At 60.4% G+C, this 280-nt stretch carries 1 protein-coding gene; it reads right to left on the reverse strand.

The features are described 5' to 3' along the window. Positions 1-280: ProQ/FINO family protein (locus EH240_RS37675; protein WP_206075416.1), on the reverse strand; the 280-nt coding region annotated here is incomplete at both ends.

A 280-nucleotide genomic window follows, 5' to 3' on the forward strand; every position in this document is an offset into this window, starting at 1 on the left:
GGGTCTCTTCCTTGTTCTTGCGCGCGCACAGCAAAGCCTTGGCGCTCGCCGCGTCCGCATCCGATACCTCGCCGGCCGGCTCGCCATCAAGATCGACCCGCACAGTGCCAGCATTCAGTCTCGCCAAGTAACTGGGCATGCTGGTATAGGCGCGCAGGGCTCTCCTCAATTCATCATCTGACAGTTCGCCGTCCAGCACGCGAATGTCATGATGGATGCCGATCCTAAGCGGCCTGGGCGCTTTCGGATTGAACGCCGCAGGCCACTTTGCCGATAGATA

Origin of the sequence: Mesorhizobium tamadayense, from assembly GCF_003863365.1 — a bacterium.
Lineage (GTDB): Bacteria > Pseudomonadota > Alphaproteobacteria > Rhizobiales > Rhizobiaceae > Mesorhizobium > Mesorhizobium tamadayense.